This window comes from Belnapia sp. AC561 (assembly GCF_979252845.1).
Window position 1 is genome coordinate 19,743 of record NZ_CEEDBP010000038.1, and the last position, 25,351, is coordinate 45,093.

At 64.6% G+C, this 25,351-nt stretch carries 25 protein-coding genes; 9 read left to right on the top strand and 16 right to left on the bottom strand.

Annotated elements, in window-relative coordinates; genetic code table 11:
* Window positions 1–87: 87 nt before the first annotated feature.
* The 8 genes from AC0IW9_RS24250 to AC0IW9_RS24285 all read right to left on the bottom strand — a co-directional run bounded on the left by AC0IW9_RS24250 (window position 88) and on the right by AC0IW9_RS24285 (window position 8,759).
* Window positions 88–945 carry a KilA-N domain-containing protein gene (locus AC0IW9_RS24250; protein ID WP_471650887.1) on the bottom strand — a complete coding sequence of 286 codons (858 nt, stop codon included), beginning with the start codon at window positions 943–945 and terminating at the stop codon, window positions 88–90.
* A 708-nt stretch (window positions 946–1,653) separates the two neighbouring features.
* Entirely contained in the window at window positions 1,654–2,604 is a 951-nt protein-coding gene (locus AC0IW9_RS24255; RefSeq protein ID WP_471650888.1) for a hypothetical protein, read from the bottom strand.
* Between the two features lie 138 nt (window positions 2,605–2,742).
* Window positions 2,743–4,677: a hypothetical protein gene (locus AC0IW9_RS24260; protein WP_471650889.1), complete on the bottom strand. Its 1,935-nt coding sequence runs from the start codon at window positions 4,675–4,677 to the stop codon at window positions 2,743–2,745.
* A 122-nt stretch (window positions 4,678–4,799) separates the two neighbouring features.
* Window positions 4,800–5,195, bottom strand: a complete 396-nt coding sequence (locus tag AC0IW9_RS24265; RefSeq protein ID WP_471650890.1) for a helix-turn-helix domain-containing protein — start codon at window positions 5,193–5,195, stop codon at window positions 4,800–4,802.
* A complete protein-coding gene (locus AC0IW9_RS24270; protein WP_471650891.1) occupies window positions 5,192–5,527 on the bottom strand; it encodes a helix-turn-helix domain-containing protein in 336 nt (111 codons plus the stop codon). The genes AC0IW9_RS24265 and AC0IW9_RS24270 overlap by 4 nt, the downstream gene beginning before the upstream one ends.
* Window positions 5,528–5,838: 311 nt before the next feature.
* Window positions 5,839–6,621: a hypothetical protein gene (locus tag AC0IW9_RS24275; protein WP_471650892.1), complete on the bottom strand. Its 783-nt coding sequence runs from the start codon at window positions 6,619–6,621 to the stop codon at window positions 5,839–5,841.
* A gap of 25 nt (window positions 6,622–6,646) precedes the next feature.
* The gene (locus tag AC0IW9_RS24280; RefSeq protein WP_471650893.1) at window positions 6,647–6,898 is read right to left on the bottom strand and encodes a hypothetical protein; all 252 of its coding nucleotides are present in this window, start codon (window positions 6,896–6,898) and stop codon (window positions 6,647–6,649) included.
* A 10-nt stretch (window positions 6,899–6,908) separates the two neighbouring features.
* Window positions 6,909–8,759: an exodeoxyribonuclease VII large subunit gene (locus AC0IW9_RS24285; protein ID WP_471650894.1), complete on the bottom strand. Its 1,851-nt coding sequence runs from the start codon at window positions 8,757–8,759 to the stop codon at window positions 6,909–6,911.
* Between the two features lie 310 nt (window positions 8,760–9,069).
* Between AC0IW9_RS24285 and AC0IW9_RS24290 the strand changes: the two genes are divergently transcribed.
* The 3 genes from AC0IW9_RS24290 to AC0IW9_RS24300 all read left to right on the top strand — a co-directional run bounded on the left by AC0IW9_RS24290 (window position 9,070) and on the right by AC0IW9_RS24300 (window position 13,161).
* The gene (locus AC0IW9_RS24290; protein WP_471650895.1) at window positions 9,070–9,765 is read left to right on the top strand and encodes a hypothetical protein; all 696 of its coding nucleotides are present in this window, start codon (window positions 9,070–9,072) and stop codon (window positions 9,763–9,765) included.
* Window positions 9,766–10,525: 760 nt separating this feature from the next.
* Window positions 10,526–12,034 carry a hypothetical protein gene (locus tag AC0IW9_RS24295; protein ID WP_471650896.1) on the top strand — a complete coding sequence of 503 codons (1,509 nt, stop codon included), beginning with the start codon at window positions 10,526–10,528 and terminating at the stop codon, window positions 12,032–12,034.
* 71 nt (window positions 12,035–12,105) lie between these two features.
* Entirely contained in the window at window positions 12,106–13,161 is a 1,056-nt protein-coding gene (locus AC0IW9_RS24300; RefSeq protein ID WP_471650897.1) for a hypothetical protein, read from the top strand.
* A gap of 276 nt (window positions 13,162–13,437) precedes the next feature.
* Here the strand turns inward: AC0IW9_RS24300 and AC0IW9_RS24305 are convergent, their stop codons facing one another.
* Window positions 13,438–14,022: a Sir2 family NAD-dependent protein deacetylase gene (locus AC0IW9_RS24305; protein ID WP_471650898.1), complete on the bottom strand. Its 585-nt coding sequence runs from the start codon at window positions 14,020–14,022 to the stop codon at window positions 13,438–13,440.
* A gap of 386 nt (window positions 14,023–14,408) precedes the next feature.
* Window positions 14,409–15,419, bottom strand: coding sequence for a hypothetical protein (locus tag AC0IW9_RS24310; RefSeq protein ID WP_471650899.1), 1,011 nt, complete (start codon window positions 15,417–15,419; stop codon window positions 14,409–14,411).
* A gap of 188 nt (window positions 15,420–15,607) precedes the next feature.
* Between AC0IW9_RS24310 and AC0IW9_RS24315 the strand changes: the two genes are divergently transcribed.
* Entirely contained in the window at window positions 15,608–16,177 is a 570-nt protein-coding gene (locus AC0IW9_RS24315) for a hypothetical protein (protein ID WP_471650900.1), read from the top strand.
* On the opposite strand, the gene AC0IW9_RS24320 is transcribed toward AC0IW9_RS24315, so the two are convergent.
* Window positions 16,156–16,494 (bottom strand): hypothetical protein, encoded by a 339-nt coding sequence (locus AC0IW9_RS24320; protein ID WP_471650901.1) that lies wholly within the window; start codon window positions 16,492–16,494, stop codon window positions 16,156–16,158. The genes AC0IW9_RS24315 and AC0IW9_RS24320 overlap by 22 nt on opposite strands.
* A gap of 172 nt (window positions 16,495–16,666) precedes the next feature.
* Here AC0IW9_RS24320 and AC0IW9_RS24325 point away from each other — a divergent pair, with 172 nt between their 5' ends.
* Window positions 16,667–17,737 (top strand): hypothetical protein, encoded by a 1,071-nt coding sequence (locus tag AC0IW9_RS24325; RefSeq protein ID WP_471650902.1) that lies wholly within the window; start codon window positions 16,667–16,669, stop codon window positions 17,735–17,737.
* Window positions 17,738–17,764: 27 nt separating this feature from the next.
* Entirely contained in the window at window positions 17,765–18,070 is a 306-nt protein-coding gene (locus tag AC0IW9_RS24330) for a hypothetical protein (RefSeq protein ID WP_471650903.1), read from the top strand.
* Between the two features lie 501 nt (window positions 18,071–18,571).
* Here AC0IW9_RS24330 and AC0IW9_RS24335 read toward each other — a convergent pair.
* From AC0IW9_RS24335 to AC0IW9_RS24345, 3 genes are read right to left on the bottom strand one after another with little or no spacing between them, the layout of a single operon-like run.
* Window positions 18,572–18,943, bottom strand: a complete 372-nt coding sequence (locus tag AC0IW9_RS24335; protein WP_471650904.1) for a hypothetical protein — start codon at window positions 18,941–18,943, stop codon at window positions 18,572–18,574.
* A 39-nt stretch (window positions 18,944–18,982) separates the two neighbouring features.
* Window positions 18,983–20,002, bottom strand: a complete 1,020-nt coding sequence (locus AC0IW9_RS24340) for a helix-turn-helix transcriptional regulator (protein ID WP_471650905.1) — start codon at window positions 20,000–20,002, stop codon at window positions 18,983–18,985.
* Between the two features lie 56 nt (window positions 20,003–20,058).
* Complete coding sequence (locus tag AC0IW9_RS24345; RefSeq protein WP_471650906.1) at window positions 20,059–20,559, bottom strand: hypothetical protein; 501 nt, start codon at window positions 20,557–20,559, stop codon at window positions 20,059–20,061.
* A 265-nt stretch (window positions 20,560–20,824) separates the two neighbouring features.
* Here AC0IW9_RS24345 and AC0IW9_RS24350 point away from each other — a divergent pair, with 265 nt between their 5' ends.
* Together AC0IW9_RS24350 and AC0IW9_RS24355 are read left to right on the top strand one after the other, a co-directional pair.
* Window positions 20,825–21,106: a hypothetical protein gene (locus AC0IW9_RS24350; RefSeq protein ID WP_471650907.1), complete on the top strand. Its 282-nt coding sequence runs from the start codon at window positions 20,825–20,827 to the stop codon at window positions 21,104–21,106.
* A gap of 132 nt (window positions 21,107–21,238) precedes the next feature.
* The gene (locus tag AC0IW9_RS24355) at window positions 21,239–21,610 is read left to right on the top strand and encodes a hypothetical protein (protein ID WP_471650908.1); all 372 of its coding nucleotides are present in this window, start codon (window positions 21,239–21,241) and stop codon (window positions 21,608–21,610) included.
* A 2-nt stretch (window positions 21,611–21,612) separates the two neighbouring features.
* Here AC0IW9_RS24355 and AC0IW9_RS24360 read toward each other — a convergent pair whose 3' ends face one another.
* Window positions 21,613–22,137 (bottom strand): hypothetical protein, encoded by a 525-nt coding sequence (locus AC0IW9_RS24360; protein WP_471650909.1) that lies wholly within the window; start codon window positions 22,135–22,137, stop codon window positions 21,613–21,615.
* A 2-nt stretch (window positions 22,138–22,139) separates the two neighbouring features.
* On the bottom strand, window positions 22,140–24,221 hold the full coding sequence (locus tag AC0IW9_RS24365) for an ATP-binding protein (RefSeq protein WP_471650910.1): 2,082 nt from the start codon (window positions 24,219–24,221) through the stop codon (window positions 22,140–22,142).
* A 165-nt stretch (window positions 24,222–24,386) separates the two neighbouring features.
* Here AC0IW9_RS24365 and AC0IW9_RS24370 point away from each other — a divergent pair, with 165 nt between their 5' ends.
* Window positions 24,387–25,247 (top strand): hypothetical protein, encoded by an 861-nt coding sequence (locus AC0IW9_RS24370; RefSeq protein ID WP_471650911.1) that lies wholly within the window; start codon window positions 24,387–24,389, stop codon window positions 25,245–25,247.
* The last annotated feature ends 104 nt before the right edge of the window (window positions 25,248–25,351 follow it).

Below are 25,351 nucleotides of genomic sequence, written 5' to 3' on the forward strand. Positions count from 1 at the left end.
TTAGATCAAAAACACGAAAGCCCCATGACCTCCTTTGGAGGCCATGGGGCTTTTGCAGCTTCACCACTGTGGAGCAGCGGCGCGCGGTTAGATCGCCGGTTCGGCAGCGGTGGTCCGCTCCCGGCGCCGGTGCTCAAGCACGGCGCCTTGGAAGACGCGGAACTCGGGCACGCGCATGAAGCGGACGAGGTACCCGCCGTGCGTTAGTTCAGCGTGGCAGGGGGCACAGATCGGCCATCCATGCTCGGGTTTATTCAAACCGCGATGGAAGAAGTGGTCGAACTCGGCGCCAGGCACCGCTCGGCCGGTTTCGGTAAGCACGCGCTCGCGCAGGCAACAGGGGCACCGGCCGCCGAAAGGCTCGGCCGCCACCGCCTTGATCATGATAGTCCGGCTCAGCGCGGTAAACTCCAGCCGGTTGCCCAGCACCACTTCCTGCGCGGATAGCTGCAGGAACATCAGGTCCGCCGCATGTCGCTCAAGGGTGTTGAGGCGAGCATGCAGGTCGCGGAACTGCCGGGCAAGGTGCCGCTGCAGCGGATCGAGATCCACGGCAGGCGGGGTGTCGTGCCAAGTCAGAGCGGCACGGACAACGGCGTTGCACCAGAGGTGGAACGCGGGCGAGAGGTAGCGGGCATAGGACAGGGCCAGTTGCCAATGCGCCCAGGTGCCGCCGTGGCGGCCCCGGGTGGTGGCAACGAAGCCGTCAGGATCGCGGCGGATAATATCATCCTCGATGATATTTTGACTGGGCGTCCCCTCGGGGTCGGTCCAGTGCGCCTGGGCATGCGCGCGAAAGCGCGTGGTTTCCTCGAGGACCAGCCAATGGATGGGGCGCCGGTACTCCGGGCTGCCTGCTGCCCGCCACATGTCGGTCAGGTTCAGCATGGTGCCGCGGAGGCGAATGGGCCTGCCCTGGTAGCTGAGGATACTGGTTGGGGTCATGGGGATCTCCAACGAGGTTTCGGCCCGTGCTCAATCGGGCCGCGACGGTCGGCTCGGAGCTGCCGAAACCACGCGAGGCGGGTTGGATATCCGGTAGGGCGGCAGGAGGGCCCGGCCGCGCGATGGCGATCGGACCCGGTACGGCAGCCGGCCATGGCCAGCCGACGTACTGCTTGGCGCGGGACTGGCCCGCGCCAAGCAGTACGTGTGCGGCAAGACCGGCGCGCATCCCCGGAGGGGGCCCGGGGCGGCGCCGGGTGAGCCTCGTCCGCACCGCCGTCCTGCCACCGCTGGCAGGGCAAGGGTTCGCAGTGACAGCCGGCTCAGTGCCGGATGCGCGGTGCCGGGCGCGGGCAGCGCCCAGGAGGGCACTACACGAGATCCGCCGCGGCGGGGGACGAGGGGGAACGAAAGGCCTGTGACCCGTCCCTGGACCCGGTCAGGGGCGTGCGGGGCGGTGACCAAAGACTGCAGGCGATGGCGGCGCCGTTCCGCGCCGCCCGGCTTGGTGCTCGGCTCGTCCGGGGCGATGACCCTGGCTGCGTTGCTGTCAGGGGAGCGAGGGCGCCGGCAAGATCGTGCCTCTCGTGCAGTATAGATGGGACTTATTTTTCATATTTCAACATAAATGCAATATATTTATGCGGACTGCAGCCCAAAATTTGTGGCTGCCGTCCTTATCATAATCGTCTTACTTGCTTGTTTTCATTAATCATTCAATTCTTTAAAATGCTGAGCTGCCAGAAGGCGTGTCCGAAGTCTCTCCTGTTTTACATGCTGGATAAAGAATTCGGCCGCCTGCTGCTGTTTGGCTCGATTGTAATGCTCGCCGACCACAGCTTGCGAGATCGCCAGGATTGCAGCGGCTAAACCCGGATTGGACGGGTCCATTCTGGCGGCGGTCGTCGCCAGGGCATGCCGGAAGCTGTGGGTCCCGAACGTCTCGCCGAAGAACGTCCTGGATGCTCTCCGGACAGCGCCTTCGATGCCACGCGCGCCGAGCATCGCACCTTCACGGTTCACCCAAAACGCATCGTGCTGTTGGTCCCCCAGTAGTTCCAGGCGTTCGACGGTCAGGTAGCGGTCGACGCGAGGCACCAACTCTTGAGGGACGTCATACTCGATATGTCGCTTATTTTTGACGTCCTGGCCGGTGAAGACCAGCCGGTAGCCGCTGCCATAGTCGATGACCTGCCGCTCCAGCCGCATCGCGGCAATCGTTCGCAGTCGGGGCGCCATGACTGCCAGCAAGGCGATCAGCAGCCCGTTGCGATACCTTAGGCGGCGCGTCATCGGATGGGGACGTTCCAGCGCGTTATCCATCATGGCGTGCCCCCAGGCCAGCAACTCGCCGGAGTTGAACGGCTCGACGCGTCGCCGCGCGGCCGGCAGCAGGGAGCGCAAGGAAGCCCCACCCGGCGAGGTCAGCCAACTGAAGCCTGTTTCCGGATGCATGACCTTCAGCGCCGCCTGCAGGTCGAAGAACCGGGTCACGATGGAGTTGTTGGTATTGCCCGCCGCCTGGAGCGCCGCGAGGAAGACCCGGACATGGGCCGGCGTGACCCGGGCCGCGGGCGGCACGGAGGGGTCGAGCAAATCGCCCGCGGCGAGCACGGCCAGGAAGCGGCCATGGCCCCGCATGGCATTGCGGATCGTCATGGTGCTCAAGTCCTCCGCGTAAGCGGGACCATCGAATTGGTCCCGAGGAGCGATGCCTTTGTGCCAGAGGTCCTGGTCGATCGCGGGCCATTCTGCGATAGGCAGGATGAGGCTGGATCGGACCGGTGCGGACGGCATCTAACGCATGCCTCCACCCAGCTGCAGCTTGCCTTTGGGGCCCATCGCCAGCGAACGCACCGCCTTGCGGTTGGCCGAGATGGTTTCGAGGAAGCGCCTTATCGCGGCGTCGGCTTCCAGGCCGGCATAGAAATTCTTGGTGGTTTCGACCTTCTTGTGGCCGAGGACCCGGCTGACAATCTCGTACTGTCCAGGGTGCTCGTTCAGGTACACCAGCACCGCCAGGTGGCGCATGATGTGCAGGTTGAACTCCACGCCAATGTCGCTCTCGACCCGGTCGGTCAGGCCGACGGCGAAATCGTGTGGTGCGCGCTGACCTTGACCTCCATTTGGGAAGAGGAAGGGATTGCCAGGCTCCGTGAGAAGAGGCCTGTGGTGCCGCAGGTAGCGATCGATCCGTCCGGCGCTTTCGGGCGGGATCGGCCAATGGATCGGCTCCCCGTTCTTCACCTCATCGTCTGCCAGGTGGAGGTAAGTGATGGGGCTTGTCGGGTTGGCCCGGAACAGGTGCCGGTCGAGCCGCAGGCCCACCAGGTTGTCGCGCCGAAGCGGACAGATGGTCAGGATCTCGAGTCCCACGGCATAGAGCGCGAGCAGTGCTCTATCCCGCGGGCTGATCACCCGCTTTTTCGCCTTTTCCTCATCCTTCGGTGGCTCTGCCCGCCGTAGTAGGATCTCGGGAAGATGCATGAGCGCGGCGTAGTTGTGCGGCTCGGTCAGGACGCGCAGACGCAGCCTGTTCGCATCGGTCATCGTGACCTGCTGATCTGGGGTGACGCTGTGCACCCAGGCCAGGATCCTGGCGATGTCCTCCTCGGCAAGCGGGCCGGCTGCGTCCTCCCGCCGGGCACAGTGGAAGACCGCGATCTGGCGCAGCACCTCGCCGATGCCGGCCAGGTTCATCGTCCTAACGTTCTGCGACGGCACTTCCGATCCCGCTTTGTCGATCTTTCGGCGCTCCAACGTGCGCCCGCGATGGAACATTAGGATTATCCGCACGCGCTCGACTGGCTGTACCAGATCACGCAGCGATGTCAGGCTCTCAGGCAAGATACCACTCTCCACCAAGGCCGCCACTGCCTGACGAATCTGGTACTCCCGCGTCGTCAGGGTGCGCGGCCGAAGTGGCTTGCGCCGGCTGCGCGGGCTCCTGCCCTTCGCCCCTTGATGGGTGGACTGGGTGACGTCGTCCGGGAACAATTCCTGCTCGGTCTGGCAGCCAAGCCGCTCGAGGTAGCGTTCAACATCTCGCTGCAAGGAGGCAGGGTAGGCCTCGAGCGGCAATGTGTATTCGTCCCGCATACTGGGCAGCGCGAGCCGTGTGGCGGGCCAGCCGGCGATGTTGCGGCTTGCCCAGTTCCAGTTCGACGCGGTACGCCGAGCGCGTCCCTTAGGGTCACGATGCAGCGTCCACATGATGGACCACATCTCGAAGGACTGCACCGTTTCGACATCCACACCAAGCGGTAGGATATCGCTCAGCGTGCAGAAGCCCATGAAGGCAATCATGCCCTTTCGGCGCTCGATGGTCAGGGAGGTGTGCAGTTCCTGCCACGCCGGCGACAGGTCCTCCGCGCGCGGAAGCTCGGGTGCATGCCGACCAAGACGCCGGAGCACGTCCCGATTCAGCGATACCACATTGTCGAAGCGTCGAAGCGAGATGCCGTACTTCATGGGAGGATGCTTGAAGAGGCGCCCATTGAGATGCTGGCAATCCAGCGGCACCTCCTTGGCTGCCTGTTGGATCGCATCGCAGCGCCGCTTGGTGCCCATCTCCGGGCCGCAGATACGTATCAAGGCATGAACCGCGCCAATGCGGTCCTCGCGCTGCTTTGGCTTCAGATCGGGGCAATCCCTCAGAAAATCCAGCGCATCGGCGGTGGTTGGAGGCGCCGATGCGCCGTCTCCAAGAAAGAGTTTGGACATACGGGTCACGTGTCTTATCCTTGTTTTGGGCTGGTGGCAGCCTGCGGCAATCCGTGCAGGCATTCCGCACTCTACCTATCAGATAGAGTGCAGGCCCTTCTCACGGGCGCCTTTCAAGTACTTGGAATTGACTAGGTCTTGGGTGGACCGCCTGCATTGAGCAGCTCGGTGATATCGTCCGCCCGGAAGAACACCGCCCGGCCTACCCGCACCGGCCGCAGGTACTCGGCACGGATCCAGTCGCGGATCGTTCGCTTTGATCGGTTGAAGATTTTGGCAACGTCATCAGCGAACAGCAGGACAGGCGCTGACAGTGATCCGTCACCTGATTTTTCAGCAGGCGACCTGATGCTGATTTCTTCCAACCCATAACCCGCAGAGGTGATCTGCGGTGAGCCGTCGATGCCTGCCTCGTCGCTGTCGCGTTCGCTGAGGCACTGCGATGTATGAGTGGTCGTGGTATTGGTACCCACTCTTCTTCCGGTGTGGCCGGTCTTGGGGAATTTCCCTGAGCTGCGCAGGCTCATGAGCACGCCGTCCAGCGGTGGCACTCAAGCCGTGCCTCCACATTGGAGGCCGTCAGCCTGACGATGCGGCCGACCTTGATGGCGGCCAGGTGCTTCAGGCGGATTGCCTGCCGAATGGTGCTGTCCGAGAGCTGCAGGGCCTCGGCAATCTCCGCGATCGTGTAGAGGCGGCGTAGCGCATCGGACTGCGGGGAGGACAGGTTACCGACCTGCCCGGCTGCATGACTCTCACCACCGCGGTCAGTCTGGCCCGACACTTGGTGCAAGAGGGAATCACCATTCGCAAAGCCGCCGCTCACGGTCCGCGAAGAGGGCACAGACGGCTTGCTCATGGCTGCAGCCACCTCTGGAGGCGGAGCCACGGCAGTGCAGGCCGGCCGCTGGTAAAGTGCATCTCCCCCGCCTCAAATCGGGAAGCCAGAAGATCCTGATCGCCGATGGCGGCGAAGGTCAGCAGATGCGCTCGTTCGAGTACGCTTGCAGATGAGGGCTGAGAGCCGAGCGCGACGTCTCTGGCTGGATTCGAAATAATGGAAAGCACCACGGCACCTCCGAATGTCGGGAAAGTGCCGGGTGTTCTAAAGGCAACCGTCTTGGCTGTGCATAGCTGATAGCCGGCGCCTAGCGGGCGCCTAGCCGGCGCCTAGCGGATGGCATCGGGACTTTGCCGGGAGTGGTTTTTCGAATCTTTCGGTAAAGCCTGCCAAGCAACTTGCGCTTCCCGATAGCGACAAGAGATTTCTTTACAGCAAAGCTGCAAAGTATCCTCGCGCTTCGGTTTAACTCCATTCATGTTCATGGCCTTCACGTAGCCCTGCATCCAGTGAATGGCAGCTGCTGCATTATTGGAAACAGGGCTTGCAACACTTATCGGTAAAGACGCATTCTTTCTTATGGATACTGCGGATGCTATTTCCCAATCCTTTGGCGGAATTTCCGGTTCAGCAGGCAGGTTTGATGCCTCAAAAAGCACAGCCAAGCCTCTCAGCTCGATAAGTGGGCGACAGATAACAAAGCCATCTTTTACGCTTGGGATTGCAATATCATTCCCCAGGAGTAAATCACCGATCATTGTGCCGTTGTAATTAGTGTGCCTGCTAGATTTGTGTGAGTAATCCCAAACCGCTTCGGGTAAGCGCAACAAATCACCAGATTCCAAATCAACCCCGGCTGTCTTTAAAATTCCTCTTGAAATACCGAAAAGCCCGACCATGACAATTGTCCTGTTTTCTAACCTGGAAAGCGGTCTATCCAGGTGAGGTCGTTTGTTTATCCAGTCCAAATGATCTGAAAACAACAGCATTGATTTTTTGTCTTTTTTGGGATTAAATGGAGTGCCCCATTTTTCATGAAATCCGCCTTCGCGGTAAAGCTCAGTGATTAATGCGTCAAAGCTTATATAGCCGCCAGGCCACCAATTTTCCATTTAACCCTCGCAGAATATGCTGACCTCAAATCTGATCATTTTTTAGTTGCCTGCCATCCTGTTCCAGGACGGCTTTCACGGCAGCGATGCGAGCTTCACAGTGGTCAGCGAGTTCGCGGGCGCGACGGACCAGCGGCTCGATCTCATCGACGTCCGGAACTTTGCCAGCGTTAGGCTTCAGCCGCTCGGCAATGGCCTGCAACTCGCCGAAGGCGTCCGCCCACTTCGCAGGCAAGCCAGATCCAGGCGGCTGAATAATCGTAGTGGTTGTCGACACGCGGTTTCCTTCACTGCTTCAGGGGGGTGATGCCATCGGCCAGTTCGGCTTGGATAACTGGCTCGGTGCGCAAGGCGGCCGTGGTGGTAAGCGCACGGCCATCCGGAGCCCGCAGGATGGCGTAGCCGCTGGCAAGCAACCGTTTGGGATCGGCCATCCCTGCCACGGCACGCGCATCCGCCACGGAGGATGTCAGGACGGCGATAGACGTGGCAGCAGCCTCCTCGATGCTGTGAAGCAGCGCCGCGGCAGCGATGCCCGCCGCATCCGGGGCAACGTCTGCCTGATGCAGCGATGTGGTCAGGGCGTCGTTGACCAAGTCCTGGAGGCGGTCGAGCCTGGGCAGGGCGGTCGCCTCGACCGTGGACCAGGCAGCATCGAGAGCCGCCTCGCCGGTCCGGGTAAGCGTCCCTGCCCGTTCCTCGATGGATGCGACAGCAGTGCCGAGGCCCGTGACCTGATCCTGCAGGATGGCGAGCGGACGTTCCCGCACGGCTTGGAGCGCCACCACGACGTCCCGATCAGCACGTTGCAGCGCCGCCGAAGGGCCCTGGGCAACCGCATGCTTGGCTGCGGCGAGGCTGGTGGTGGCTTGGTGCAGCATAATGGCCGGCGCGGAGCGGATTGTGGCCGAGGCCGCGGCGAGGCCCTTCTCGCCCGGCTCCAGCAGCGCCCGGCCGTCGGTGACGATGTTGCCCAATGCAGACCGGACGGCATTGCCCGCGGCTTCCCTGGCCGCCGAGGCCGCATGCCGCGCGGTGTCCGCGGCTTCCCTGGCAAGGCTGCTGGCGAGGTCGAGGAGGACTCGAACATCGGGCTCCAGGCCACGGGCCATCTTGCGAGCGCTCGTCTCCGCCTGCTCCACGATACGGCGGGCACCCTCCCGGGCGGTGGCCAGGCTATCGGCGGTAGCACGCTCGAGCCGGGCGGTGTCGCTGCCGACCACGTGCTGGATAGCAAGGATCGCCCGCTCGGCCGCTGCGCAGTTACCGGAGACGATCTTCATGATGTGTCCGGCCACCGCGCTCGGGGTCGGCAGCGAGAGGTGGGCGACCTCGTCGAGCAGGGTTCGGTCCACCTGATGGCCGATTCCGACAAGTACGGGAACCGGCATCAGGCAGATGGCCCGGGCCAGGTCGTAGTCGGCGAGATGGGCCAGGTCGGCCGATGCCCCGCCGCCCCGGACAAGGGCTACGGCGCAATACCGTCCCTGCCGACATTCGACGAAGATCGAGCGCAGGGCATCGCGGATCGACTTCGACGCGGCCGCCGACTGGAAGACGGCCTGCAGGGTGACGATCTCCACCAGACCGTGTTCATGCAGGCTCCGGGTCAGCCGTTCGAAGTCGGCGCCGCCGGCGGACAGTGCTGGGGTGATGACCGCCACACGTTGGAAATCCCGCGGTGCCGGCAGGCGACCCTGGCGGTCGAACAACCCCTCCTGCCGCAGCTTATCGCGGAAGGCCGCCAGGCGCGTGGCGAGATCGCCCAGGGTGTAGCTGGGGTCGATATCATGGCCGTCGAGCTCGAAGCCGAAGGCCGGCTGCAGGTCGGCCTGGACATGGACCAGGATCTTGGTCCCCGCCTCGATGCGAAGGCCCAGCTCCGTAAACCGGCGCTCGATTTCCTGCCAGCGGGGGCGCCAGAACTTCACCCGGGCCTTGGCCACGACCTTACCGGTGGCGTCCGTCTCGATCAGTTCGATCGAGGACACCTTCTCACCGACGGAAACCTTCTGGACCTCGGCCCTGACCCAGGCGCGCGGGAGCTTCCGTAGGGTCTGCTGGATGCTGTCCAGCAAGTCGCGCAGCGAAACCGCCGCATTCGGCAGCGCCGGGACAGGCGGGACCTGTTCGCCCATGGTGTCAGGTTTCCGGGTATCGGCCGTGGGCGCGCGCATCGTGTCCGGTTGCTGGATGTGACCGCCTCCGGTGTACGCCTGGGCCCAAGGCCCGGGAAGCGGGCTTGGAGAATGACCGGTTACCCGTTCTGAAGCCGCAAGCCTATGACGCCCGGATGCGCTGCTCCGGATTTCGGCGCCAAGGGCCTGCTTGGGCCGCCACCCACCAAGCGACGGATTCGCAGCCCAGCGCCTGACAGCAGCGCGTCTGAACCTGAAGCAGCCCGTAAGCTGCTTGGCAGCGGGTGGCGCCATCCTGGTATGGTGGCCCATGGAGCACGCCGAACCGCCTTCGCCGCCCCCTGCCCGTCTGCCCTGGGACTTCCATCCCGCCCTGACCGAGGAGCGGCTGCGGATCTGTGCCCGCATGCTGGCCAATGCCCGGCGCGACGCCCTAGCCATGGCCAGCTACGAGATGGGCGACGACCCCTGGTCGGTCGGCTGCCGGGCCTTCGCCTTCGGCCGCCACCGGCTGGAGCGGGCGGCCAGCTCGGGCGACTTCCCCTGGTTGGAGGTTCTGGACGACAGCGCCCACTTCGTCTTCGTCATCGGCGGCAACAGGCAGGGCGTCCCGGTGCGCTTCTACCGGGGCGCGGCCGAGGAGCCGACCGAGCGCACCCTCAAGCGCCAGGAGATGGAGGTCCAGCAGCTCTCCTTGGCGCTGGGCGAAACCGAGGCTGAAGGCTTGGCCTTCCGCCTAGCGGTCGAAACCGGCGAGGCCGGCCGGGTCGAGCGGGTGGTATTCCTAGCGCTGCGGGGTGACGACAAGGTCGAATGCTTCTGGCTGGTACCGCTTGAACTGCCGGCCGAGGCCGCCGCCGGAACTGCGGTCCAGTTGCGGCTGATCGCCGACGATGGCTATGCCGGCCCTGAGGAGGCGGCCAAGCGGTCCGCCACCCTGCCCCTTGCCCTCCCACGTCGAAAGCCGGCCAGCGCGCTGCAGCGGCCGCAGACCACGCTGCTGTAGCCAGACCCAACTGGCACAAACCAATGACCCTGCATCTTGAGCGCCTAAAACGGCGGCTTGCAGGAAACGCGGTCCCAGGTGTCGTTGCCAGGAGGTTGTTCCTCCAAGGTTGAATGGGCTGGCTGGCCAGCCTGTCAATCGCGGCCTAGCCGGTGGTGTGGGTGATCGACGCGGCGCGGGAGACAGGGACGGCCGGATGCCACCCTTCAAGGCGCAACGCCATACCGAAAGCAAGGCACTCATCCCGACGGCGTGACCCACGTCACATAGTCTCTGGCGGAACCAGTGTGGTTCAGGTCCAAAGATCTCCAATTTCTTTCAGAATTTTTCTCTATTTTTTTCGGAAATTTTCTCCAATAGAGGGGTATATCTCGGTTCAGGAACGGACACACTCGGGTCGTCAACGGAGCCCGACCATGAACCTTGGAACAGACCGCCTCCCCCTCACTCGACACGCTACCGCCCGCATGCGGCAACGTGGCGTCCCGACCCGCATCCTCGATCTGCTACTCGAGCACGCCGACTGCGCGCTCCTGGCAGGCGATGGGTGCGAAACCCTTCGTCTCAGTCCTGGCGCCACTGCCTCGCTCGTCGCTGGTGGCACGGCTCCCGATGACGCGGCCCGCGCCGCGCGCTTGGTCGCCCTGATTGGGCGGAATGGGGTGGCGTCGGTGATCCGTCCCGCCAAGGGCGCCTGGGGCCGGCGCTACCGCCGCCAGATGCCGATCCGTACCGCAACCCACCGGAGCCTGTGAACGCCATGGGCAACACCACCCAATCCCCGCCCCAGCACCCCCATCTGGCTGCTCGGCCCGAGGAAGGACCGGCACAGGCCCGGCTTATCCGGGAATGCCGGGAGATCGAGGCAGCCATCAAGAGCATTGGCATGCTGCGAACTGAGCACGACGCCGAGCGCGCGGCGCGCAATCTGACCGATCTCCTCGATGAAGCACGCCGGCTTGCCGACGTGCGCCGCTCGTCGGTTGCTGAACGGGTCTGGGGTGGGAAAGGGATCGGTGATCCTTCGAAGCGCCTCTACAAGCTCACCTTGCCGCGGGCCGCAGGCCTTGGCGCCGAGGAGCAAAGGAAGCAGGCGCGCCTGCACCGGAAGCATCTGCAAAGGCATGCCGACAGATACGCGACGGTGGCCAAGGCCCTGGCCGAAGAGATGGACGGACGTCCCGGCTGGGGGCGCCAGGAGATCCTGGTACGCCTGTTCCGTGACACCGCGGTCGACCGGAAACTGGGTGATCTTGTCGCCTCGCGTACGGCAGCGTCGACCGACCCCGACAACTGCTGGCAGGAGTTGGCGGCCCGGATGCAGCAGACCGCGGCATGGGTCACCCGAGAGACAGGCCTCCATGGGCATTTGGCCCGCATCACGTCGACACGCGGCTGCTACGACTTGGCGAATGATGTGATCAAACCCAATACGGGCCTGCTGCTTCCCCACGGGCCACTGCACGGCAACTACGAGGTGTCCGAGGAATTCCCGCCAATTCCTTCGGTTCGGCTGATCGATGAACTCATCGCTGACGTCGCGTGCGCCACCTTGACCCTGGAGCGGGAAAAAGGCGCCGAGCCGGCCCCGCTCACGGTGCGGGCACGCGTCTGGCGCGAGCTCCGGTTGGCGGTCGGGCCGGCGGACGTACCGGAACAAGCGGCCGCCCTGTTCGAAGTCCGTACCCGGGTCAGTATCGAAACCAAGGACGGGCCCTTGGCGGTGTCTCGTCCCTGGATCTACCTGCCAGGCTGGGATGTCGAGGTCGAAGTCGACGGCACGATGCACCGGGGTGAACTCGACCTCGGCGCGGAGTCGCCAAGCGGTGGCGACTGGCGCGATCTGCTTGCCTGGTCCGATTTCGAGGACACCGGGAAGCCCCTGCAGCCGGAGCACAGCTACGCGGCTTGGCGGCTGGTCACATCGAAAACCTGCCAAGAGCTGCTGGCGAACCGGCCGATGCAGGAGGGGCGCTTCTGGCTTCCCTTCGAGCCGATGGACATGCCGACGCTGGCACCCGAGGGCAGCATCGGCGCCCAGGTGGAACTCGCGTTGGTTGCCGCGGAAGGACCGCGCGTCGACCTCGCGCTTCTGCGGGAGGCTCGCCACCTCGTGGCCCTCGTTGAAGGCTACGTCGCTAACCGACGGCTTCAGGCAATGCAGATGCACGATCAGGCCGCAGCGCGGTGGTCCGCAGGAAGCGCCGCGGAAGCAGCGGACACCACCCTGCCTTCCGACGGGCCCGGACCCGAGCCAACGGCCGCATGACAGGCCTGCATGACCGACTGACTGACCCTCTTCCGGGGCAATCCGGAGCTTAAACCAGGATGACTGCCGCCATGGGCGAAGCACTGTTTTTCGACGACCGCGTGCGCGAGCGCGATCTTGACCACTTCCTTATCGAGGACTTGCAGGCCGACATCGCACTCCGCCGCTGGCTGGTCGCGCAGCTCACGCATGCCTTCACCGAACCGGACGGGTCGACCGCACGGGTGGGAAAATCGTCGCGGCGTACGGTGGATGGGCGTCAGACTGACGTCCAGGTCGAGTATCTTAGCCCGACGGGAGAGGTGCTGGCCGTTATATTGATCGAGAACAAGGTCACTGATGGCTTTCAGGATGGCCAAGCGGAGTCTTATGCCGCCGAAGTGGCGGCGCTACGACAGAGGTTAGGCAACCGGCGAGCCGCATGCATCCTCGTGGCGCCCCTCTCGAACCTGCTGTCGAGGGGCAACACCAACTTCGATGCCACCGTTCCGGTCGAACGCTTCGCGGAATACCTTCGGCTGCGGCTTCAAAGCGAGGGGCTCGAGCCTGAGCTGCGGGCGAGGCTGGAGGTGCGGGCTGAACTACTTGACATGCTGTGCGGCAAGCGGTCCGGGTCACGCTGGGTACCCACCACCATTGCCGGCAAACGCGATTTCGCCACGGCCTACGCGGAAATCGCCCGAGAGGCCGTGCCTTCGCTGACCGTGCGGCCATCGACCGATGGGCAGCGGGCGGTGACGCGCTTCTTCGATGGCTTTGCCGGTCAGACAACCATGCCGGTCAAGGTCAGGCTCAAGCATGAATTCGGCAACGGGCGCGAGCCGATGAAGTACGTAAACCTTCAGTTTGACGGCGCCGGCGACCATGAGGATGCATTCCGGAAGGCATCCGGTCTGTTGCCCGTTGACGGTTCGATATTTGTGGTCCGTGCTGGAGCCAGCTTGATGGTCCGAATCAGGACACCTGCAATCGTGCCTGACCCGGAGAAGCTGGACGCACAGCGACCCGCGATCAACGAGGGCCTCCGCGGCATCCAGCGTCTGGCCGACTGGATGGAAGAGCATCATCAACGCGTTCGAGCAATTCTTACTGTGGGAGTATTGAGCCGTGCCGCGACGCCCACTTAAATCGCGGGGCCGAGCCGGTCCGAAACCATCACCCAAACGCATCTCCTCATGGAAGGCGCCGAAGAGGTTTCGTAGCCAAGCAACCCCGACGCTGCCCGGAAAGCCGGGCCAGCAGCCGTCGCACCACATTGGCCCTGGCTTAACGATCCCAGCGCTCCAGAAGCGCGTCGACGAAAGCCGGCACGACGACCGTGGCAGGGCCGTGATGCCATTCGTCGAAGCGACGTGTACCATCGCTGCGCTCCAGGTTCAGCTCCACTGTCCTCGCGCGTCCTCTTACCTGGCTAACATATCCCGCTGCAGGATACACGTTGCCGGAGGTTCCGATGGCGACGAACAACTCGCACTCGTCCAGCGCGGCGGCAATCCTGCCCAACTCAAGCGGTTGCTCGCCGAACCAACCACCGCCGGGCGTATCCAGCCTGCGTGGCCGCACTGCGGGCATACGGTTGCGGTGGTGACATCGTAGGTCCAGGCCACCATGACCCGGCAGTGCAGGCAACGCACCTTCAGCAGTTCGCCATGCATGTGAAGCGGGGCACGGCTACCCGCCCGTTCGTGCAGGTCGTCCACGTTTTGGGTGACCAGCAGGAAGGGACTGGGCCACCGACGCTCCAGTTCGGCCAGCGCGCGGTGCGCGGCATTCGGCTGGACAGTCGGATCGCGCAGGCGGGCTCGGCGGGCATTACAGAAAGCATGCACCTCCGCCGGGTCGTGCGCGAAGGCTTCCGGCGTGGCGAGATCCTCGGGACGGCGGTTCGCCCAAAGCCCGTCGGCATCGCGAAACGTCGCAAGCCCCGACTCCCGAGAGATGCCGGCGCCGGTCAGGATGACAATCGCTGGTGGTTTCGGCTCGGCCATCCGAAATTCCTCTTGCTCCCCTGACCCGCTTCTTCGGACGCGAAAAGGACAGGCAGGTCATGCAGCGTAAGCGGGAGTCACGCCAGATCCTGGCGCATCGCCCCTCGGCTGTCAGCCGATTATCAAAACCCTCGGTCGTCAAAGAAGACCATCGGACACCATCGAGCGGTCGCAAGAAGTTCTTGAGATGCCACATCAAGATTTGGCTGCCCTCTTTCGCCTCAATCCTGCACAAGCATTGGCCGACGCTGGTTCTCGACGATTCCGTCACAACCCGTGCTCGAGAGGCCCGCAGCCCGTTCGGTGAGCTGCCGCCGTGAATGCGCCGGTCTTGGACGGGATCTCGATGTCGCTCTTGAGGACTGGCGAATGCCCAAGCTAACCGCCTACGCCGCGAGTTCGTTGAGATCGAGCGCGTCGTCCGCTGCATCGTCCTCGGCACCGTCGTGGTCCCACATGCGTAAGGGTTGCAGGACTGCGTCCAGGGCATTGCCGAGCATCGCCGGCAGGGCGCTGATCAGATCTTCGGGCGGCCGCGCATTCCTGGGCAGGACGCATTGATCAAGGGCCCAACTGTTGGCCGGAAGCTGGTGAAATTGAGCGAGGGCTCCCTGCTCGACGTTGAAGAGGAACACGGACCGGTTCAGCAGCAGCGAAACCGCATAGTCACCCGCGCCGTATTCACCGGGTCGCACGCAAATTTGCATGCGGGTGCCATGCTCCCATAGTTCGGCAACCCGTCGAATCCGGTTCCAGCCCGGCGCGATCGGGAAGTCGATCTCGGGCGCCTCGGCTTGGCGGAAGTCGGCTGCGACGCGGCGTGCTACCGCCTTGTTGCCCGCCCCGTCAGGGATGGTCCCAAGCGTGCGCGTCAGGCCCAAAACGTCCAACGTCATCATGACGGTTTCGAGCTGGTGCCGCTCGTGCCGATTGGTGATTGCGTGCCGCGCCCGCTTCAGGATAGGCGACGACTGCAGGATCGTGTGCGCTTCCCTTGCGTGGGAAGGTTCGATCCTGTTGCGCCGAAGCAGGATGTCGGAAACGTTGGTACGGATTACCGCATTGAGCGCGAGGTAGTCCGCGTGCGACCAAGCCGGCAAAGTCGCCCGGTCCAGCAATCGGTAGAGTCGGGCGTCGGTATCAGGAAGGACATCGCGCAGCAGGTCGCGCGGATGCGCGCCGGATAGCTTATCAGCGAGCGTCTCCGCGTCGCCAGATCCACCAGTCTGGTGCAACAGGATGGCGATCGCATGTACAGCACGCGGCGGCGCCTGCATGATGCGTCCGGCAAGTAGCGGCGCCGCACGTACCAGCGCGCCGACTGCGCTCGCGAGCGGCCCGAAGAGCGCGAGTAAAGGCGCCGCCTCGGTAGGGAGACTTTGGAACGGGTGTGCCATGCCTCTGAGCTATTCCTGTGGTTTGTTTGTCGAGGCCTCCTGGATCGTGCTGAAGCCTGTCCACGCCACGCACATCACCTAACCTCTTGTTGGGATACACTACCGGCCGCACACGCCAAAAACTGGCGTACATTCCGCCGTAGCATTGCGCTCAAACAAGTGTGTCCGCTGCTACCATGGGTGGATTCATGCGCCACTCAGTGTCGTTCCGCTCGACCAGTTATCCGCCCGTGATCGTCCCGGAAGATTGTCGCATTCCCTTGCCGTTCGGCTCGGCCGGTGATGCGGCTGCGGTCATCTCGAAAAGTAGTGGTGTTGCCACGCTTCTCCGCACGGCCGGTAATGCGGCCATGGTCATCCCGGAAGACTGTTGCATCGCCTTGCCGTTCGGCTCGGCTGGTCGTGCGCCCATGGTCATCACGAAAAATCGTGGTGCCGCCACGTTCCTGTGCTCGACCGGTAACGCGTCCTTTGTCGTCGCGGAAAACCTTGCTGTCGCCGCGATCCTCGGCCCGGCCCGTGGTCCTCCCACGGTCATCGCGATAAACGGTCGTGCCGTCATTGGGTTGAGCCACCGCTGTGCCGGCGAAAAGCAGCAGGCCGAGAATCAGGACGCTGCGCATGATTCAAATCCTCTAGTTGCAGAAGCAATCGGCATTGAAGTGGTTGTCTTTGCTCCGAAGCCCGCCGGGCCAGTGGGTCGGGCAAACCCGCACGCCTGTGTGAAACGAAGCGCCTACTTGCGATTTTGCCCGTAGATGACTTGGTGAACTGACGGTTGCCGTGGTTTGACGACCCCATATTCTGTAGCCAGCAAGGCCTCAAACCGTCTCAGGACCTCGTGGCGTAGCGCGATCCGGCTGCCGAAGGTGTTGCCGTCATGGACCAGCCGGACCTCTGCCATGATGCGATTGAAGTCTTCCATCTTGGACTGACAAAAGGCCGCATACTCCGCCATCCGTGCCACGGCGCACCGGCGTTCGTACTCGGCGGTGATGTTGAGCAGCGGCAGTTGCGCTCGTTGCCGCAGGGCGTTGATCTGCGTGATCTCGGTGAAGATGGCGGCCTTGTCCATGCCATTATGGCTAGGCGACGATTTGCGAACGGTCAAGGAAATCACTGGGATGTTGAGATGGTCGATCCCTCAGCCTACCTTGCTGTTTGTCGGAGCCAGTGCAGCCGAACCGGCACTTCCCCCGGAATTCCCATTTCGTTGACGTAGTTCCAATTTCGGCTAGGCAAAGGAGATGGACAAGAAATCTCATCCGACCCAGCGCGAGCGTTCCCCACTTCTCCGGGTATTCGGCGATGCCCTTGCCGGCCGGGTTGCCGGCCTTATTCGGGAGCGACCACAGTTGGTCGCTCGCCTGATCATGGCACCGCCAGAAGCGGTCCACAGCATCGGTGCCTACTTGCACCTCGCACCTGATGCCGCTCTACCAGACGCCGCCGTCGCCGACAGTCTGGCCAACACCAATCCGCGCGATTTGTTGGCCGCGGCAATGCCCAACTGCCCGGTACAACTTTATCGAGCGCTAGGGCGCGCAGGTGATCAAGTGCGCGGTCGCATTTTCTATATCCGGATCGGCGGCATTTTGAATGGGCCGTTTGCTGACATGCTCCTCGAGGCGACATCCATCGACGATGGTTGCCTAACCCATATCGAATCCTTGGCAAAGTTGGACCCGGAGGTAGCGGCGATCTTTTCCAAGCTGGAAGACAGGCATCACGCCGAGGCCGCCGACAGTCTGGTCGCTCTTCTCCGAGCGTATAACGTGCTCGGTGAGAATGACCTCCGCTTGCCGCCTCGTGCTGGACTGCCGGCCTTGGTCCGGCGCCTGACGCAAGCCCTGGCTCGGATTGCCGCACCTGATCCCGGGTTCACTGCGCCACCGCCTTACCGGCTCGTGGCTACCAGTGGCGAGCTTCAGCGACTTGCAACCGAGTTCCAGAACTGTCTCCGGCTCCATCAATGGGGTGCGGCCGAGCACCACTTCAGCCTCATCGATGGCAGCAGCGTCTATCTGGTCGCCGATGAACCCCGCGTGCTCGTGGCGTTGCGCCGGGTTGTAGGCAACCTCTGGGTCCTTGAGCAGATGGCCGGACCAAAAAATGCAGCACCGCCCGAGGGTGCTCAGACAAGGCTACTGCAAGACCTCAAAGCGAGCGGCATCAGGATACTGACAACCGATCCTCAGCATGGTTTGAGCAGGCTCTACAGCGTGATACAGCGCCACCGCAATCGCATTGATAATGGTTTCGACGAAGCAGTGGACAATGACGAAGACGACGAAACCGCCGACGAGATCGCGGCCTAGGGGAACACTGGTGTGAGTTGAAAGTGAATGCCGGTGGCCGTCGTCACAGTCTCGACTGCATTGACGGCGGTTGGTGAAGCGCTGGCCAAACCTCCAGGAACCGCGCGGAGTATACCCAGGAATGTTGAGGCTCTGCTTCAGCCACTGATCACATCGACCACCCTATTTCTCTGGCAGGATCCGGACCTGCCGCATGTGACGTTCGAGCACCTCGCCGGCGAGGCCGGGCTGCGGGCTATTCCCGAGTTAAGGACGCTGCGGGTGAACGGCGAGACGGTGGCGCTGCCTGGGCACTTCCCTGGATCTTCGGCAAGAATGCCGGCGCCAAGCTGAATATCCAGGCTCGGCGCACCGTCGTCGCCGGCTGACTGGATGGCAACCTGCTGCTTCGCACGATCCTGCCAGACGGCTTCATCTGGGATGGTATGTATGACGAGCCCTGACGCCCGCGGCGACAGCCGTAGAACACCATCAAGCTGTAGGGCTGCGGCATGAAGCATGGCGACTTCGCCATCGGCTAGACCTTAAGCTGCAGCAACTTAAGTCTGTGGCGCTGCGCCGATATCAGCATGCGAATCATCTTGGCGATCCAGCTCAACCGTGGCGAGGTCGCTTAGGTCACCATCCGCAAGGGGGGCCCAGCACTGAGGAGCGGCACTCCGTCATCTACCCGCAGCACGATCCCGGCTTGCTCAACGGCCGCTCTACGTCACTGCAGAACAAGTGTTCAACTAATGCGAACTGCCGGCGCTTCACTCGTTCGCCAAGCAGGCCGTGGCGGACTGGGCGCCGGCGCCTGCCTAGGACCGCGGCTCGGCATTCGACGTCCGGCCGCTAGAACAGGTCATCGTCCTGCTCCGGCGGCGGGTGCTTTAGCCATTCATCGTAGGATAGGATCACCATAAGGTAGTCATCAGGCACTAGGCTCTTGCCCTCGGCATCCTCGAACTCCGCCGAGTATTCGGCAATCCGGGGATCATCGAGCCCGTCGAAATGGACCACGGCCATCCTGGCATCGCCCTCCAGCCACCCGCGGGGCCCCGTTTTCTCGGTGCGGAGCCCCTTCGCGGCGAACCACTCACGGTGGCGCTGCCGTGCTCGGTCGGACGACTCGGTCCGGTCGAAGGGCGACCCGAATATGACGAACAGCATGTCCCGCTTATCGCGCGCCATGATCTCGTCGATGTTCAAGATTAGCTGTGGCATGGAAGCATTCTTTTCAAATTTGGCGCCATTGCGAACCCGTCAGGCCGCATTGCCCTGCGGCAGGCCTCTCGCGTGCGGCAGGGCGGCTTCGGCGCCCTGCAGCATGTCCCGGTACAGCGCCCGCAGCGTCTCCGGCGCCAGCACCTCGACCCCTGGCCCCCAGGTGAAGAGGTGCCAAGCCATCTCCAGCATCCCGCCTGCGGTGAAGCGGACCTCGGCCGAGCCGTCCGGCAGCCGCTGCTTGCGTTCGGTCGGGTGGAAATGGTGCTCCATCGCGTCGGCCGCGATCGCCGGAGGGAAGCGCCAAGTGACCTCCTGCGGCTCCTCCTGGAACACGCCGAAGGCGCGGGTGGCATAGGCTTTCAGGTCGAAATCCGGCCGCCGGGCGAATTGGTCGCCCGTCGTTGCGACCTCGGATATATTGGCCAGAGCATAGAGCTTCGGCACGCGGGACGCCGCGCCGGCGGTGAAAGCCACCAGGTAGTGCCGCTGTCCAAACAGGATGCCGTGCGGCTCCAGTTCGACCAGCGTGTTGCGGCCGTTGATTCGCCGGCGGTAGCGCAGCCGCACCACCCGGCAGCCCAGAAGAGCAGCGCGCAGGGTATCCAGCAGCCCGTCGGCGATGGCGGGGCGCGGGCCGGGCCGCATGGCATGGCCCTCGGCCTCCAGCAGCGCCTCCAGGTCCGGCTCGACGCGCGCCAGGCTCGCTGCGGGCATCAGCGCCGCCAGCTTGGCGCGCAGGCCGTCGAGCGATGCCGCCTGCTCCGCCAGCCCCTCCGCCCGCAGGCGCCCGGCGGCCAGGGCAAGTTCCTCCAGCTCCCGCGCCTCGAAGGCGATCATCTGGTTGAGAAGGCCGCGCGGCATGCGCCAACGTTTGACCTTTTCCCCGGTCGGCACCTCCTCGACCTGGGGAAAACCCCGCAGCACGGCGTCGCGCATGCGTTCCGCGGTACGGCGGCTGACGCCGAATTCCTGACGGATATCCTCGAGCCCAAGGCCGCTGCGCGAGCCCTGCAGCAGCATGGCCAGCCGGACGATGTCCTCCGATCGCTCGTACACGCGTCCCGCTCCGTCCTGCCGTTGCACCGTCTGCCATGGCGCATCGACCAGGTGGGTCAGCCGCCGCCATCGTGCGCCTTCGGTACGAGACGTCCATTAACCATTTCGTACTCGCGCCCCTGGTAGTCGTGCCAGACCGCGTGGGCCTCGCGGTCCTCATAGGGCGGCTCCGCCTTAAGCCAAGCCATCAGCTGGCCTGGTGGAAGGTCTTGCGGCATGCGGTATACTTTCTGTGGGCCAGTTTCCAGCAAGCTGTTCTCAATGACGAACTCATCGGACAGGCGCAGCCGTTCCCCCGTCTCCTCGTCGATCGAGTAGACCGGCGGGCGGAAGGGCAGTTGGCGCCAATCTCCGATGACATTGGTGCCGTGTGACACGGCTGGTGCATGGTCGATCCCGAAGCGCCGCAGGATCGCCTTTCGCCCAAGGCGCCTGGCGGCGGCGATGGGGATCGTCTCCACCCAGTCGGCGAGCACGCCGGGTGGCGCGGCCGGGAAGTCGCCCATGTCCTCGGCCAGCAGCCAGTCCCAAACATCACCATTCGTCCGCGTATCCATGGAAGCGCCCACCTACCTTGGCTTGAAGCAAAGGTTTGCATGCATGCACGTCAAATCCTGACGGAAAGCACTGGCAAGCTGTCCGATGTAGCAGCAGTAGCGTGCGCCAGGACGAATTGCGGCTTGGTCTGCCATCGCTGCCACCGGGCAGGCATTCCCGACGAAAGTGGCCCAGATCACTTGCCATTGGCCTTAGGTGTTGAGGCGTCTGCCGGGCGACTTCGTGCTCTTTCGCGTCGCCTCTTATCCGCTATGGAATGTCGCCATGACCGACCGACTTTGTTCGATCTGCAACCGTCCGCTCGACCGCGCCGATGACCCGCTTTCGAAAGACTGCGGCGGTGACTGCTATGACTGCATCATTTGGGCTGAAGATGGCGAGCGGGCCCCGGACCACCTGCCGCCGGCCGAGTTTCGCGCGTGGCTCGACGCCCGCGAGAAGCGGGTGATCGCACTTTGGGAAGCAGCCACCCTGCAGGCCGATATCCAGCGGCTGGCCATCAAGGACATGCAGAGCCCCGGCCGGGTTGATGAGCCGGATGATTAACGCGGCATCTCGCCGCCGCCGGCCCACCAGACATGCCCGGCGGCCTGATCCCGTCCACGGACCATGAGTTCAAAACCACATCTACGTGGAACGGAGCAATGAATCATGCAGGACCCAGGAGAGCCGTCTACGATGAAATTGCGGTTCGTCCGCCTCGACCGACATCTAATCGTGGTATTCGGCACAAGCGAACTCATGACCCCAACCCGCATGCGGATGTTCCACCTGGATGGCAACCGCTTCATCGGGGTGGCCTACCGCATCGAGCCGCGGCCGGAGGGCGGCGAAACCTGGTTTCCAGGTCCGGTTGGTGACGCCGACCTGGCAGACGCCACCGAGCACATCCCGTCGCTCCAATTGCTGGAACGCGGGCCGCCGACCATCCTTGCCATGGATGACGCGGATCTCGCGCGCCTATCGTCGTTCGCCAGGGAGCCTCGGCGCCGGACGGCTCCCTGGCGAGCGGTCCCGCAGAAGGGCCGACTTGGCGAAATCCCTGGCTGACGTCACGCCTCCGGCGCCTTGTCACGCAGCGGCAACATCATGGCGGCGCCATCGAGGAACCGCGGGTCGGCGTCGTCGCGCCAGAGGCGGGCAGAAGTCCAGCCGGGCTCCCCGCGCTGCCATCCATCGTCGCCGTACAGGATAATGCCGCTTGCCGGTGCCAAAGTGCCGTTCACCCAGTCGAGGAAAGGCTCGAACAGGTGCCTCTGCCAGAGCATCTCGAGGCTCGCATAAGGCGTCTGCGCCTCGGGCGCGCAGAGGGCGCAGACATAAGCGCCGGCTCGTTCCCGTACGGAGACGTCGTCGTCGTAGGTGAAGTTCCAGCAGATGTCGCACCACTCCACCGCAACGCTGAGGCCATGGGCGGACAAGCCGGCCCTGATCGTCGGCGTCAGCCCGGCGAACGACATCGACAGGGAGAGAAACCGGTCCTCGCGCCGCAGGATCCGCGGTTGGAGGGCGAAGCGCGGGCGCGCCTCCTTCAGCCAGTCGAGGAAGCAGCGCTGGATTGGGTGCCGGTCCGCCATGCTCACGCTGCCCGGATCTTGGTGGGCGGCTCCGGCAGCGCGGTCGGAAAGCCGATAGGTGCGCGGACCGTGCCCTTCGCCGCTGCCTCCTCCTCCAGCCAAAGGACGAAGCGCGCCGTGTCCTGCACGCCGAACAGCTCCGCCTTCCGGCGGACCACCGCGAAGTCACCGGGTGTCAGCCCCTCGGGCAGGGACCGCGGCGGCTCGGCGCCGAGCATCTGCCGGAAGGCCAACGCCGCGCGCGCCGCGTCCAGCGGCTCGAAGCGCAGCTTTAGCGTGAAGCGGCGCGGCACCGCGCGGTCCATCCGTTCGACTAGGTTGGTAGTGCAGACCAACGGCAAGGGGTGGCGCTCCATCCAGGTCAGCATCTCGTTCACCTGGCTTACCTCAAAGGAACGTTCGGCGGCGCCGCGGTCGAACAGCAGCGCCTCCGCCTCGTCGATCAGCATCAGGGCATTCTTGGTGCGCGCCTCTGCAAAGGCCTCGGCAATTGCCTGTTCGCTGCCACCGACCCACATCGAGAGCAGGTCGGAGGCACGCTTCTGCAGTACCGGCAGGCCGATCCGCGCGGCGAGATGGTGCGCGAAGCCGGTCTTGCCCGTGCCGGGCGGCCCGCTGAGGCAGAGCGACCAGCCGCGCGGCGCCCCCGGCCTGGCAAGCATGACGCAGAGCGAGTCGAGGTCCTCCGCGCAGGCGGTCAGCGCCGGATCGAACCTGACTTCGCCAGTCTCGTGCTCCGACGCTGGCAGGCCGCGGCCCAGCACCGCCATGACGCCAGACAACGCCGTCTCCAGCGTGGCTTCCCCCCCGCCGGCGAGGCGCGCGGCACGGGCGGCGGAAGCGGCCGCTGCGGCCGGGGCCGCCCAACGGCGGGCCAAGCGTTCCGGCGCGGCGGCGTCGAGCGTGACCGTCTCCCGCGCCAGCACGCGGGTCCAGATCCGTTGTCGGGCCACGACATCCGGTACCTTTACCTCGATCACCATCGTCATCCGCCGCAGCGTCGCCGGGTCCATCAAGCCGAGCGCGTTGCAGGTCCAGATCGTCGGTACCGGCGAGTCCTCGAGGCTACGATTGAGGAATGCCTTCGAGATCTCGTCGCGGTTCGCGCCGTAGGTGCGGCCGGCCTCCAGGACGTCCTCCGCCTCGTCCAGCAGGACCGCGGTATTGCCCAAGCTGCCAAGCATGGCCTGGGAGGCACGCAGCGCCGCCAACCGTTCGCGGCGGTTCGGCTCGTCACCCGAATGGTCGGCTTCACCGGCTGCGAACAGGGCGAGTCCAGCATGCATTGCGAGCGCTGCGGCGAACTCCGTCTTGCCGGTGCCAGGAGGGCCGAACAACAAGATGTGGACGCCCTTCTCGCGTACCTGCGCGGCAGCACGCAGAGCGCGTGCGGCCACCTCGGCAGCCTCGCCGAGATGGGCGAAGTCCGCCCAGTCCAGCGTCGTGCGGCACTCCCGGCCCATGATGGCGGCGGCCAGGTCCTCCGCCCGGCTGAATTCGCGCGCCATGTGGCGGCGCATCGCATCCGGCATCCAGACGCCGACATGATGGCCAAAGAGGCACAGCCCGTGGGCCTCTAGCATGAGTAGACCGCAATACCTGAGCGGCCCGTTGGGCTCCAGCCGAGCCTCGACAGTGGCCGGCGGCTCGCCGATTAGGGCGGCAATGGTGCGGGGGATATCGTCCAGCTGCTCATAAGCGGTGTTGGCGTAGCTCTTGAGATCGTGCAGCCGGTCGCAGCGCATGACCAGCTGAAGGATGGCAACATCGGTCGCGTTGAGACCGAAGGATGCCGCGGCATGATGGATGTTGCGCTCAAAGAAGTCACCACCCGGCGTCGCAACCGGGAATTGCGCGAGGCGATCCAGCATCAGCGCATGGAGCTCAGCATGGCGGTCGCTGCCATACGCAGGCAGCATCTCGTTATCGCCCGAGGCCGGGTCGTCCTTCGGCGGCCTGCGGACGTTGCAGACCCTGTAGTGATAGCGCAGCACCGTGCCGAACAGCGCCTCGTCGGCCTCGCCCTGCAACGCGTTGCGGAGATACCAGCCGAACTGGGCGCGGGCGACGGAAGACGTAGGCATCGGCGGGGGATCCTCGGCTGATTCGTCTGGCTAGCCATTGGGAGGCTGGCTGCGTCGCACAGCTTCGCTGCTGCCTACGCCAGTTCCTGACGCGGGACGGGCGGATGCTGCGCAGGCGGCCGTTGCCGGGATGGTCCTGTCTCGCGGCCAAGAGCCGGAGATCCAATGTACCAGTTTTCCCGAGCCGTCCTCGCCGTCGCGGCGGCGACCGTCATCCTGGTTCAGCCTGCCGCGGCCCAGGCGCCGCGCCCCGACAACCAAGTTGTCACCTGGGCCGGCCAGCTTCGCACCGAGGCGGAGGCGCTCCGTGCCGAAGGCGCCGAGCAGGCCGTCCGCACGCTGCAGGCCATGGCCGAGGCGGAGGCGGAGGCGGAGGCACGGTTGCTCGAGCGCCTCCGCAACGCGCCCTCGATGGACGCGATGCTGCCCGAAATGGCCGAGGCCTGGGCCGGTGGCGCGACGCAACTCGGCACGCTTGCGGCGGGGATGCCGGAGGTGCTGGCGGGGCAGCGCCGGCGCCTTGGCACCCTGCGTGGCGTGCTCGGCCAGGCGCAAACGCTCGGCCGCGCGGTGGAACGCGACGTTGAGACGATGCGGACGAAGCTCGGGCAGCTGCGGGTCCGGCAGCGGTCGGCGCCGGCCGGCTCGGTCGAGACGAGGAAGGCCGAAGTCGAGGCGGCGGCCCAGGCAGCGGTGCTCACCGCCCGGCAGGCCCAGGCGCGCCTAGTCGCCGGCTTCGCCGCTCAGGCCGGACAGGTGGTGCAGTGGCTGGAGGATGCGGGCCAGGGAATGGAGCTGCTGGCGACCGCCATGTCTGCCCATGCCCAGGTGCCGCAGGCATCGTCGGACCTCGCGCGCACCCGCATGGTCGCCCGCGACGTGCTGCATTCGCTGTCCGACACGGCGGAGCAGTTGGAAGGCCTCGATGGCCTGCTGCAGGGGCTCGCGCAGAACTGGGAGGCGCTGGACGGGTTGCTGCAGGGCCTCGGTGACCTGCCTACCAGCCTCGGCCGGGCCGCCGGCTGATGGCAGCGGGCATGCAGGCCATGAGCTTGGCCACGCCCATCGCCTGGGGCTTGGCTGTGATCCTTGGCTTGGTGCTCGGCGCCTGCCTCGGCGCGCCGCGGGTG

Coding starts and splice junctions, on each gene's coding strand:
- AC0IW9_RS24360 (WP_471650909.1), bottom strand. CDS start 22,137: ATGGCGGACCGGCACCCAATCCAGCGCTGCTTCCTCGACTGGCTGAAG.
- AC0IW9_RS24305 (WP_471650898.1), bottom strand. CDS start 14,022: ATGGCCGAGCCGAAACCACCAGCGATTGTCATCCTGACCGGCGCCGGC.
- AC0IW9_RS24255 (WP_471650888.1), bottom strand. CDS start 2,604: ATGACGATCCGCAATGCCATGCGGGGCCATGGCCGCTTCCTGGCCGTG.
- AC0IW9_RS24270 (WP_471650891.1), bottom strand. CDS start 5,527: ATGAGCAAGCCGTCTGTGCCCTCTTCGCGGACCGTGAGCGGCGGCTTT.
- AC0IW9_RS24345 (WP_471650906.1), bottom strand. CDS start 20,559: ATGGATACGCGGACGAATGGTGATGTTTGGGACTGGCTGCTGGCCGAG.
- AC0IW9_RS24300 (WP_471650897.1), top strand. CDS start 12,106: ATGGGCGAAGCACTGTTTTTCGACGACCGCGTGCGCGAGCGCGATCTT.
- AC0IW9_RS24335 (WP_471650904.1), bottom strand. CDS start 18,943: ATGCCACAGCTAATCTTGAACATCGACGAGATCATGGCGCGCGATAAG.
- AC0IW9_RS24315 (WP_471650900.1), top strand. CDS start 15,608: ATGCGCCACTCAGTGTCGTTCCGCTCGACCAGTTATCCGCCCGTGATC.
- AC0IW9_RS24295 (WP_471650896.1), top strand. CDS start 10,526: ATGGGCAACACCACCCAATCCCCGCCCCAGCACCCCCATCTGGCTGCT.
- AC0IW9_RS24250 (WP_471650887.1), bottom strand. CDS start 945: ATGACCCCAACCAGTATCCTCAGCTACCAGGGCAGGCCCATTCGCCTC.
- AC0IW9_RS24285 (WP_471650894.1), bottom strand. CDS start 8,759: ATGGGCGAACAGGTCCCGCCTGTCCCGGCGCTGCCGAATGCGGCGGTT.
- AC0IW9_RS24290 (WP_471650895.1), top strand. CDS start 9,070: ATGGAGCACGCCGAACCGCCTTCGCCGCCCCCTGCCCGTCTGCCCTGG.
- AC0IW9_RS24265 (WP_471650890.1), bottom strand. CDS start 5,195: ATGAGCCTGCGCAGCTCAGGGAAATTCCCCAAGACCGGCCACACCGGA.
- AC0IW9_RS24365 (WP_471650910.1), bottom strand. CDS start 24,221: ATGCCTACGTCTTCCGTCGCCCGCGCCCAGTTCGGCTGGTATCTCCGC.
- AC0IW9_RS24330 (WP_471650903.1), top strand. CDS start 17,765: ATGCCGGTGGCCGTCGTCACAGTCTCGACTGCATTGACGGCGGTTGGT.
- AC0IW9_RS24370 (WP_471650911.1), top strand. CDS start 24,387: ATGTACCAGTTTTCCCGAGCCGTCCTCGCCGTCGCGGCGGCGACCGTC.
- AC0IW9_RS24350 (WP_471650907.1), top strand. CDS start 20,825: ATGACCGACCGACTTTGTTCGATCTGCAACCGTCCGCTCGACCGCGCC.
- AC0IW9_RS24275 (WP_471650892.1), bottom strand. CDS start 6,621: ATGGAAAATTGGTGGCCTGGCGGCTATATAAGCTTTGACGCATTAATC.
- AC0IW9_RS24320 (WP_471650901.1), bottom strand. CDS start 16,494: ATGGACAAGGCCGCCATCTTCACCGAGATCACGCAGATCAACGCCCTG.
- AC0IW9_RS24325 (WP_471650902.1), top strand. CDS start 16,667: ATGGACAAGAAATCTCATCCGACCCAGCGCGAGCGTTCCCCACTTCTC.
- AC0IW9_RS24310 (WP_471650899.1), bottom strand. CDS start 15,419: ATGGCACACCCGTTCCAAAGTCTCCCTACCGAGGCGGCGCCTTTACTC.
- AC0IW9_RS24355 (WP_471650908.1), top strand. CDS start 21,239: ATGAAATTGCGGTTCGTCCGCCTCGACCGACATCTAATCGTGGTATTC.